Source organism: Microcystis sp. LE18-22.4A (genome assembly GCF_027531105.1).
Taxonomy (GTDB): domain Bacteria; phylum Cyanobacteriota; class Cyanobacteriia; order Cyanobacteriales; family Microcystaceae; genus Microcystis; species Microcystis aeruginosa.
The window spans coordinates 1-10,340 of record NZ_JAPZRB010000607.1; the positions used below are offsets into that span (position 1 = coordinate 1).

Sequence of the window (10,340 nt, forward strand, 5' to 3'; positions counted from 1 at the left end):
AATCAAGTGGGTAGTTTATCCCTTGATGTTAGAATATGGACTTGTGTGCATTGCAAAACAATCCATGATCGTGACATAAATGCGGCAATAAATATTCGAGATGAAAGCTTACGGATATTGTCGTTAGGAAAAGCGCGATACTGCCTATAGAGGGGATATAAGACCAAAATCTGGGCGTAAGTCCGTCTTGAGGCAATCCCCCGTGAAATAGGAAGCTCTCAACGACCTTGAGAGTAGTTCACTTATTGTCATCTACCCTAACTAAAAATCCCATGATTATCCCCCGTTTACAAAATCGTTTTCCCAGAAATAATTCCACCCGTCGGCTGCGAGCTTTTCTCCTAGGTCTTTTCGCTGTGGGTATGACCGCTTTACCCCTAAAAGCCGCTGAAGAAATTGAATTTGTCTATACTCCCCTCGTCTTTTCTGTATCGGTAGCATCCCTAGAAAATTTTGCTAAAGAAGGAAAGATTGATGCTAATTTAAAAAGATTTCTCGCCAGAACAACTCCCGAAGCAAGAGAGCAGTTTCGTGAGGCTTTATTAACAAAAATTGACATCGATCCTGTTTTACTATCTCGTTTTTTTAATAGTGTGATGGGTGCTGATATGCTCTCTCGTTTGGGCAAAGGCATCACCATTGAAGGGGGAATTAATGGTAAATATGCCCTGCGGGGTGCGATTGTTAGTGCCGCTTTCGATCCGGGAGGATTAACCCTTTTAAATGTCCTGAAAAAATTCCCCAATAATATACAGTTACAGGGGGAAGAAATCCTCGGATTAGCTAAAACCATCGATTATGCGGTTTATGTGGCGGAAATATTTATCAAAGATATGCGCCTCTGGACAGCCGAGGAAGCCGCTGCCGTTAAACCAGCGATTAATTATGCCAGTTTACCCGATTTGCGTCAGCGCGGTAGCTTTCAGGTAAAAAAAGAAGTTTGGAACCTAACCGATAGCAGTCGCAATCGCAGTTTATATGTGAATGTTTATATCCCGCAAACTTTCCGAGAAGGCAAAACACCTGTAATTATTTTTTCCCACGGATTAGCCTCGCGACCAGAAGATTATGCCCAAGCAATTGAACATCTAGCTTCCTACGGATTTTTAGTAGCGGCACCGCAACACCCCGGCAGTGATACCCAATACCTACAAGGAATGTTAGGGGGGTATTATCGCAATATTTTTGATGGCAATGAGTTTATTAATCGACCCAAAGATATTAGCTTTGTCATCGATGAATTAGCCAGACGAAATGCTAGTCAATTTCAAGGTAAACTTAACCTAACTAATGTGGGAGTAGCGGGTCATTCCTTTGGGGGTTATACATCTCTAGCTGTTGCTGGCGCACAAATTGATTTTGATAATCTCGCCCAAGATTGTCATCGTCCTTACTCCGGGATTAATATCGCTATTTTACTGGAATGTCGCGCCCTAGAATTGCCTAGACAGGTCTATAATTTTCGCGATGAACGAGTCACGGCTGTCTTTGCGGCTAATCCCGTTAACCGCAGTATTTTTGGGGAAAAAGGTTTAAGTAAAATCTCGATTCCTGTCCTCTTGGGTTCAGGAAGTTATGACCCAGCAGCTAATCCGATTTTTGAACAGGCGATTCCTTTTACTTGGTTAAAAACGCCGGATAAATATCTGGCCATGGTGGAGGGACAAGCTCATGTAAATTTTACAGAATTGGATGCAGGAATGCAAAAAACCCTCGAGTCTGTGGTCAATATCACTTTACCCGATCAAAATTTAATCGAGAATTATGCGGGAGCTTTATTGGTGGCTTTTTTTGAAGTTTATATTGCTGATAATGAAAAGTTTCGTCCTTTTCTTCGGTCTAGTTATGCAGAATATCTCAGTCAGGGACAAAAGTTTAAATTAGACTTTATTACTGCCGCTTCTGACCAGAAATTATCTCAATTAATTGAGAAATTGCGAGTACATCGGCAATAGGTAATAGACACTAATTGCCTTCAGTAGCTAATAACTGAAAAATCTCCCCACTGCCCATCTGCAAAAAAGATTCTTTGGAGTTGTATAATCTCTAAAGGATTAGCGTACTCAAGAAAAAAATTATTTCATGCTCAGGAAAATTAGACTATCATACTTTGGCTTAATTTTAGGCAGTATTTTAACGGTTATCGGGATTATCGGTTATGCCCAAGGTAACGCCACGGTCAATTTAGCGGGGTTTTTCTACGGATTACCGTTATTATTGGGAGGTTTAGCCCTAAAAGCTTCAGAAATCAAACCTATACCCTTCAGTCAACCCACTAGCCCCGAAATCTTGCAATTGCGCCAACAACAGGCTACTGTCACCCAAACCAAACTTCGCAACGATGTCACCCGCTATCGCTACGGACAGGAAGTGCATCTGGATGAAGCCCTAGAAAAGCTGGGATTAAGCCCCACGGACGAGGAAAGACCGACTTTAGTGGCAATTCGTGAAACTGCTGTTGATTCCGCCTATTGTCTCACCCTAGAATTTGAATCGCCCCTTTTACCCCTAGAAAAGTGGCTGGCAAAACAGGAAAAAATCGAAAGATATTTTGGACCAGGAATTAAAGCCGAAATTAAGCAAGTTGACGAGGAAAAAATTGATTTAGCCCTAATTACTATCCCTAACGCCTAAATGCTCACGCCTATTCAGTATGGCTTCCTAGTAATCGCTGCCGTGGCTGCCGGCTTAATTAATGCTCTTGCCGGTGGCGGTAGTCTGATTACTTTTCCGACGCTGATGGCGGTGGGTATCCCACCGGTAATGGCAAATGTGACTAATACCGTCGCTTTATGCCCGGGTTATCTGGGGGCAACTCTCGCCCAAAAAAAAGACCTGCACGGGCAACAAAAACGGATTCAGTTATTGCTACCATCGGCAGTTATTGGCGGCATTATCGGTGGTATTTTGCTGTTAAATAGCAGCGATCAAGTGTTTGACCGACTGATTCCTTTTCTGATTCTTTTAGCGGCGGCTTTATTGGCTTTTCAAGATACTTTACGCTCTTGTTTGCAGCGGCGACAGGGGGACAAAAAGGGCAATATACCGGAAATTTGGGCGTTTTTACCCATCGCTCTCGCTTCAATTTATGGTGGTTATTTTGGAGCGGGTTTAGGTGTGATCAAGTTGGCAATTTTGGGCTTATTTCTCAAGGATAATCTCACGAGATTAAATGCTTTAAAACAGTTGCTTTCTTTGGTGGTTAACGTGGCGGCATCTTGGTTTTTTCTCTTTTCTAATCAGGTATATTGGTCGGCGGCGATAGTGGTAGCAATTGGTTCTTTAATTGGGGGTTTATTGGGGGGAAAACTAGCTAGAATTATCTCTCCTAGTTATCTGCGCTGGACTGTGGTAATTCTGAGTATTATTACCGCTACAGTTTATTTTCTTCGTTAACAAGATGTTTGTCAATCAGGTGTTTTATTGATGGAGATTGATAGATTTTTTCCTAGTTCTCAAACCTGTTCTAATTGTCTCTATCATACCAAATCCGCCAGGTGGGCGTAAGTCTATCTTCAGGCATTCCCCCGTGAGTTCAGAAGCCCCGACAATCTCGCCCAGCGGGTAGTTCACCCTAAAAAGATTGTCCCACTTCTAAGACTTTCGTTTGCCCGTTGCGAGACAAAATAACCTGTTGACTACCAACTTCCACTAAAGTCCAACCGTTGATAAATTCCCCCGGAGAAATACGCATAGTTATCCCCTTATTATCAAATAAAGCTGAAGATCGATCGCCTAAATCCATCACCCCCACCAGGGTATTTTTCACCTGATTATTAGTGGGAATAACCGCTGCCAACGGCCGATTCACTTGGGGGGCAGCCGGTAATGGTGGCGCGGAAATGTCGGGATTTGCGGGTGTAACCGGGGCAATTTTGGCAGCAGTTTCAGGGGTTTGGGGATAAACGGGAACGTAAATTCTTTCTATGATCTGGGGAGTATTATTAACCGGTAAATTAGCGGGGGGTGGTGGTGGAACCCTGGCTACCGGAGAAGGGTTATTTTGGGGATCAGGATCAGGATCGGGGGATGAAGTTTGACCTTGGCGATCGATAATAGCCAGGGATGATTGCAGATAGGCGATAAATTTTTGCTCTTCCTGGGAAATCGTGCCATTTTGAGAGACAGGCGCATTTTTTTGACTGATTAGCCATGCCACCACCCAACCTAGATAGACGCAAGCAATGACAAAAATAACTTTATCTAGGGGCATTCTCGGATTTTCTTCATGGCCCGCTGCCATATTTTTTGCACTCCTCGATCGCTGCTGTCGTTTCGATTTTAACAGGATAGCGCATTGCCAAAAACAATTTTTAAATTTCCCCAAATCCCCCTAGGGGGGATATAGTAGAGAGAGAATGATGTATCTTAATATAAGTGAAGTTTTGTAACAATTCTGAAATCCTTTGCTCAACTCTACCCTAGTCCCCAGCAATCCCGATCGCCTGAAACCCCTAGTCCCTAACTGGGAAAAATGTCAATCCGTCTTTTGGACAGCAGCATTTCTGGTATCAGTCCCCGTGTTCCTGCAAGCGCCCCTAGTGCGCTACTATCCCGAAATTAGCCTAGGTTTAACCGTTTTCTGGGTGGGGTTAGGGATTTGGCTGCTCAAACAAGCAAAAATCAGTCTTTGGGGAGATTTACTTTTGGGCTTTAGTTGGAGTTGGTTAGCAGGTTCTCTATACTGGGGTTGGTGGCGTTGGGAACCCTTGATCCATATTCCCATGGAAGCGATCGGGCTGCCCTTTGTTCTCTGGGGATTATGCAAAGGTCGCCGCAAAGTGGGCAATCTTTTCTATCTTGGTTCTTTGTTAGGAACCGCCATCACCGATGTATATTTCTATCTAACGGGACTAATTCCCTACTGGCGACAATTAATGACCGTGGAACTAGCTCCCAACCTAGTATCGCCGATATTTCATAACGCCTTGGCCCAAATTCAGACCCCCTGGGGCATCAGTTGGGCGATTGTGCTGCTCAACCTGCTCCTAGCGATCGGTATCTATCCTTTGCAAAAACGGGTATGCCATTGGTGGGCATTTAGCGGAGCCGTATTGAGTACAATTTTAGTCGATGGTTTATTTTGGATTACCGCTTCTCTGGCCTAAGGGTTTTCCGGTTCTTCGTTACTTGGTTTGGTATGGTTCAATAGGGTGGCATAAATCGACTAAATCCTTATCTGGTAAGAGACTTAATTGATTAGTTCGCTCTAGAGCAAAAACAATTGACAAAAATCGCTAAATGCCTTTCTATATAAGGGTTCCATCCCTTATAACCCCCGTCCATTGCATAACACAAACCGAAGAGCCAAACATCTGAAGAGCTGCGGAATATTCGCTATATGATATGTAGTTACTGCCATCTATCTATTGCTGCTGATCTACCCGTGGATATACTAGGACAACATCCTTATTTACTACTCCATACCGAGAAGGGACAGCGTTTTTTCCCTCTCGTGGGGAGACCTTACTGGACAATCGGACGGGGCAAAGACAACGATATCGTGATTAAAGATCACTGTATCTCTCGCAATCACGCTATTTTACAATCCACGGAAACAGGAGATTTTTATCTGATCGATCTCGGTAGTCGCAATGGAACTTTTGTTAATGGCAGAAGGGTAGCCATTCCCGTGACTATCCATGACAAAGATCGGATCACCTTTGGCAAAACCGAAGTGCAGTTCTATCGTCCTACTCCCACTAATATAGGCAAGCAACCGCGCAATTTAGAATGGGATACCCCCACCTTCGCCCTCCATGAACGTCGCTTAACATCGGTGATGGTGGTGGATATACGAAATTTTACGGCTTTAACGAGGCAATTAGACGAAAAAGTGCTTTCTTCTCTGATTGGCAATTGGTTTCGCCATGCCGGGAGTATTATCCGCAGTTCCGGCAGTTGGGTAGATAAATATATTGGTGATGCGATCATGGCCATCTGGTTTCACGGCCAACAGGAAGTCAATCAAGACGATATCTTGCAAATTTTTCAAGCAATTACGCAAATATACAGGATGACCCGCGCCTTAAGCGAAGAATATCCCTTACCCTTTAAATTACGCATCGGTGCGGGAGTGAATACTGGTTATGCCATGGTGGGCAATACTGGCAGCGGTGAACATCCAGATTATACGGCGATCGGCGATACGGTCAACGCCGCTTTTCGTTTAGAGTCGGCTACTAAAGAAATGGGTAGGGATTTAGCCATCGGAGCAACTACCTACAGTTATCTCATCGGTTTACCCCATCTCCACCAAGCTTTTAATCAACATACCGTCAGTCTGAAAGGATACGACGATAACACTATTACCTACGGAACCACTTTTGATCACTTGGATCGTTTCCTCGATGCCAACAGTAGTGAGGAGATGACCGGAATTACAGGAGTTGCCAACAGTGTCGGTTTTTAGGATTTAAATTAAATGAGCGGTTGGGAGACGTTTCAGTGATCAGTGATCAGTAAACAGTAATCAGTGAAAAGACAGTAGGAAACCTTTTATTTAATACTGTACACTTAAAACTCAAATCTGATAACTGACGACTGATAACTGATAACTGACCTACTCCTCGGTGGCAGCGAGAACTAAATCTTCCTCCTCCAAGGCGGGAGGAACTTCGATTTCTGCGACTACTTCCGAGACAGTGCGGCCTTCCGCTTCCGCTAGACGTTTTTCTCGGTATTTAATCGCCATTTCTTCCGCTTTTTCAAACACTAACGGGCGATTTTTCAGCATATCTCCCGGTTCGGGTTCTAATTGTTTAGTCGAGAGGGAAATGCGACCTCTTTCGGCATCGAGATCGATAATCATCACTTTTAACTCATCATTGACATTGAAAACCGTGTGGGGGGTGTCGATGTGATCGTGAGAGATTTCGGAAATATGCAGTAAACCACTGACTCCACCGATATCGATGAAAGCACCGTAGGGCTTGATTCCGCGCACGGAACCGATTACCACCTGTCCCACGGCTAAACCGTTCATCTTGCGTTCCACTAAAGCGCGACGATGACTTAAAACCAGACGGTTGCGATCCTCATCCACTTCTAAAAACTTTAAGGGCAATTCCTGACCAACTAAATCCTCTTTCGCCTCTCTGGTGCTAATGTGAGAACCGGGGATAAAGCCACGGAGACCTTCAATCCTGACTAATGCCCCACCACGGTTAGTGGCAAAAACATTCGAGCGCACGGTAGCATCTTCTTTTTGCAATTGACGCACCCGTTCCCAAGCGCGCATATATTCGATGCGACGGATCGACAGGGTTAGCTGTCCATCTTCATTCTCGTCGGTAAGGATGAAAAATTCCCTGGTTTCGTTAGGTTGTAAAACTTCTTCGGGATTATCGACGCGGTTGATCGACATCTCCTGCACGGGGATAAAAGCGGCGGTTTTAGCACCGATATCGATGAGCGCTCCCCGGGGTTCCATGCTGAAAACAGTCCCGGCGACAACATCTCCCGGACTGAAATGATAATCGTATTTGTCTAGAAGGGCGGCAAAATCTTCATGGGTAAAGCCTATGTTTTTGTTTGCGGTTTTTTGGGTGGTCATGTACGTTGTTTGGGCCTCGGAATTTCCGTAGGTTTTTCCTCCTATGTGATGTACAGTTTCTAAATAAAGGAGATGCCTCCCAATTTAGTTCCTAGGCAGGGCCTAGGGGATGAACTGCCGCATCCGGCTTTCTTGCAGGCAATCCGCCTCAAGAATGACTCTTAAGAATCTAACCAGAGCTTGGGCTTTAAATAGCACAAGGGATCCTAATTATAACTGAATCGGCGACTATTTAGGGTTGGCTGAATAAATCTAAAAACATTGTTCGATAAGACTTTTAGACCTTTTTGAAATCCAAAAGTACCGCCTATTGGAGTGATCGGGGGGAAAATTTCAGGACTTTTTCCCTGAAAATTAGGTAATTGACCCCCTGAAAATGGGTAAAACCCTACACCCCACCTGCCCCCCCGATGTCGGGGGGGTTGGGGGGGCCACACCCTGCCCCCAGGAAAAACTTTTTGCCGCAAAGCCTATTTAAGATGAGGTGATCACGCTGGCTTCTTCCACTTGAGACCAAGAAGGATGAGCGCGTTCGATTTCGGAGGATTGCAGCAGCGCTAAAGCGGCGATAAAGTCTCTAATTCCCTGAAAATTGCCGTAAACCGAAGCAAAGCGCACATAGGCCACTTCCGATTCTTGCCGGAGGTATTCCAAGACTAATTGACCGATCTCCTGACTTGTTACCTCCCGTTTTGAGTCTTGCTGCAGACGGGATTCGATATCATTGACGATCGCCTCTAATCTTGAGGGGGGAATGCCGGTTTTTTCGCAGGCGCGGACGATACCGCGCAGCAGTTTGCAGCGATCAAAAGATTCCCGTTTACCATCTTTTTTAATCACCGTGATCGGCACGAATTCGATGCGCTCGTAGGTGGTGAAGCGATATTTACACTGTAAGCATTCACGACGACGACGAATGCTCTGACCGTTTTCGGAGGAACGGGACTCTAAAACGCGACTATCGGTATGCTGACAATTAGGACACTGCATAGGAGGCGCTCGGTGAGGGGAACCTTTAATTTAAGCCTTTAAATACGAAAACCAGAGCCGCTAACCTGCTTTTGACAAGCGGGCGGCTCAGGGAAGAAAATTATTAAGTTAAACGGAGTTAAGAAATTTACTTTTGAATCCGGGGAGGTTCCCGGAAGGCGATGGCGAAGAAAATTACCGCCAAGGCCATAGTTAAAACCAAGATGTAAGCGACGCTTTCCATGGTTGGACATCCTACAAGATTGCTATGACAATCCTATAGTATCAGGAAATGAGCTTTTCGGCTTGTCTGGGGATGTAATCTACATCCCCAGAATCAGTGGCGATCTATTTAACGCTAACTTTTGCCCCGGCATCTTCCAGTTTTTTCTTGACGGCGGCGGCATCATCTTTGTTGGTGCCTTCTTTAACCGCTTTGGGAGCGGCTTCTACTAGGTCTTTCGCTTCTTTGAGTCCTAAACCAGTCAATTCGCGCACTACCTTGAGGATAGCAATTTTCTTGTCGGCGGGAACTTCTTCAAGAACGACGTTAAATTCGGTTTGTTCTTCCACAGCTTCAGCGGCGGCCGCAGGAGCAGCCCCGGGGGCAGCCATAATTATGCCACCGGCCGGAGCGGCGGCGCTAACTCCAAAGGTTTCTTCGATACCTTTGACTAATTCCGCAGCTTCTAAGAGGGTAAGAGTTTTGAGTTTTTCTAAGATTTCAGCTACAGCAGACATGGGTTAGACTCCTAATTGTTTTAAGTGATTGATTGGTGCGGTGTTAAGCCGCTTCTTTTTCTTCTTGACGGGCCACGGCATCGACGGCACGGGCCAAAGATGCGGGAACTTCGTTGATGCTGCGGGCCAGTTTGGTGGCAATGGCGTTGATTGCTCCAGCGGCCTGAGCGATTAACTGTTCTTTCGACGGTAAATCGGCGATCGCTTTGATCTGATCTTCCGTCAACAGTTGACCTTTGGTCCCTTCTTTGAGGACACCGCCGCGCAATTCGGTTTTTTTGCTTTCTTTTTTGAACTCTTGATAGGCCTTGAAAGCTCCACCGATATCCTCTTTTACGAGCAGAAAGGCGGATGTTCCCGATAAAAGGCTTTTCATCGGTTCCCAGCCACTATCTTCAGCGATCGCCAAGCCCATCAAAGTATTTTTGGTGACTTTACAAATCGTTCCCGTGGGGCGCAATTTGCGGCGTAGATTGCTGATTTCGGCGACGGTTAAACCTTGATAGTCGATGACCATCGTTAATTGAGCTTCCCTCAGGGAGGTTTTTAATTCTTCTAGAATTACTCCCTTGCTTTCTCTGCTTCTCCCCATCCCTTGTTCACCTCCTGTATGCGGGGGACCGGTCCACAGACAGGCGCAAAAATAACCCCTTGTAGCGCCGGGGTTGAGTGGAGAGAATCCAGTTCAGGCACGACCAAGATAGAAAATATCTCTCTTTAGTCTTTTTGGCTGCTGTTTTCTCGCTTTGACCTCGGCAGGGTATTTAAGCTGTTTCGCACCTGCTGTCTTTGGCTTAAGCCAGTCCCTCATTATAACATTATTGCGGGATTTATGTCAAGCTCCGGGAAGGAGCGATCAATGTGATCGCATTTAAGACTGAATCCCTTGAGTATAGGCTACTTAGGGTTTGCTGAATAATGGTAAAACCCTTTTAAAATAAGGCTTTTGACCTGTTAAAGTCCGATGTTAGTGCAAGAAAATAGGATTGGGACTTTCAAAAACCTTGCATTATCCTTCTTGTAGTACATGGCTTGGTACAAAAAACAATGGCAACAAAGCCCGAAACTCCTGACT

11 protein-coding genes and 1 pseudogene are annotated in these 10,340 nt (G+C 45.2%); 6 read left to right on the forward strand and 6 right to left on the reverse strand.

The features are described 5' to 3' along the window. The 4 genes and pseudogenes from O9295_RS25945 to O9295_RS25960 all read left to right on the forward strand — a co-directional run. Positions 1-211, forward strand: a pseudogene (locus tag O9295_RS25945) (zinc ribbon domain-containing protein); the annotation flags it as partial. A gap of 61 nt (positions 212-272) precedes the next feature. Continuing rightward, a complete protein-coding gene (locus O9295_RS25950) occupies positions 273-1,955 on the forward strand; it encodes an alpha/beta hydrolase (RefSeq protein WP_288036167.1) in 1,683 nt (560 codons plus the stop codon). A gap of 127 nt (positions 1,956-2,082) precedes the next feature. Then, a complete protein-coding gene (locus tag O9295_RS25955; protein WP_002763523.1) occupies positions 2,083-2,634 on the forward strand; it encodes a DUF2854 domain-containing protein in 552 nt (183 codons plus the stop codon). Then, on the forward strand, positions 2,635-3,396 hold the full coding sequence (locus O9295_RS25960) for a sulfite exporter TauE/SafE family protein (protein WP_079209999.1): 762 nt from the start codon (positions 2,635-2,637) through the stop codon (positions 3,394-3,396). A gap of 178 nt (positions 3,397-3,574) precedes the next feature. Here the strand turns inward: O9295_RS25960 and O9295_RS25965 are convergent, their stop codons facing one another. Further along, positions 3,575-4,243, reverse strand: coding sequence for a hypothetical protein (locus tag O9295_RS25965; RefSeq protein ID WP_190723200.1), 669 nt, complete (start codon positions 4,241-4,243; stop codon positions 3,575-3,577). Between the two features lie 163 nt (positions 4,244-4,406). Here O9295_RS25965 and O9295_RS25970 point away from each other — a divergent pair, with 163 nt between their 5' ends. After that, a complete protein-coding gene (locus O9295_RS25970) occupies positions 4,407-5,108 on the forward strand; it encodes a DUF3120 domain-containing protein (protein ID WP_147073037.1) in 702 nt (233 codons plus the stop codon). A gap of 278 nt (positions 5,109-5,386) precedes the next feature. After that, the gene (locus O9295_RS25975) at positions 5,387-6,412 is read left to right on the forward strand and encodes an adenylate/guanylate cyclase domain-containing protein (protein WP_502846524.1); all 1,026 of its coding nucleotides are present in this window, start codon (positions 5,387-5,389) and stop codon (positions 6,410-6,412) included. Positions 6,413-6,562: 150 nt separating this feature from the next. Here O9295_RS25975 and O9295_RS25980 read toward each other — a convergent pair whose 3' ends face one another. The 5 genes from O9295_RS25980 to rplJ form a co-directional block, all read right to left on the reverse strand. Further along, on the reverse strand, positions 6,563-7,555 hold the full coding sequence (locus O9295_RS25980; protein WP_002781113.1) for a 30S ribosomal protein S1: 993 nt from the start codon (positions 7,553-7,555) through the stop codon (positions 6,563-6,565). A gap of 474 nt (positions 7,556-8,029) precedes the next feature. After that, positions 8,030-8,545, reverse strand: a complete 516-nt coding sequence (gene nrdR, locus O9295_RS25985) for a transcriptional regulator NrdR (protein WP_002757126.1) — start codon at positions 8,543-8,545, stop codon at positions 8,030-8,032. A gap of 127 nt (positions 8,546-8,672) precedes the next feature. Further along, a complete protein-coding gene (locus O9295_RS25990; protein WP_071823417.1) occupies positions 8,673-8,768 on the reverse strand; it encodes a photosystem II reaction center protein T in 96 nt (31 codons plus the stop codon). Positions 8,769-8,872: 104 nt separating this feature from the next. After that, positions 8,873-9,265, reverse strand: coding sequence for a 50S ribosomal protein L7/L12 (gene rplL / locus O9295_RS25995; protein ID WP_004162771.1), 393 nt, complete (start codon positions 9,263-9,265; stop codon positions 8,873-8,875). Positions 9,266-9,308: 43 nt separating this feature from the next. Next, positions 9,309-9,857: a 50S ribosomal protein L10 gene (rplJ, locus tag O9295_RS26000; protein WP_002781109.1), complete on the reverse strand. Its 549-nt coding sequence runs from the start codon at positions 9,855-9,857 to the stop codon at positions 9,309-9,311. Positions 9,858-10,340 lie beyond the last annotated feature (483 nt).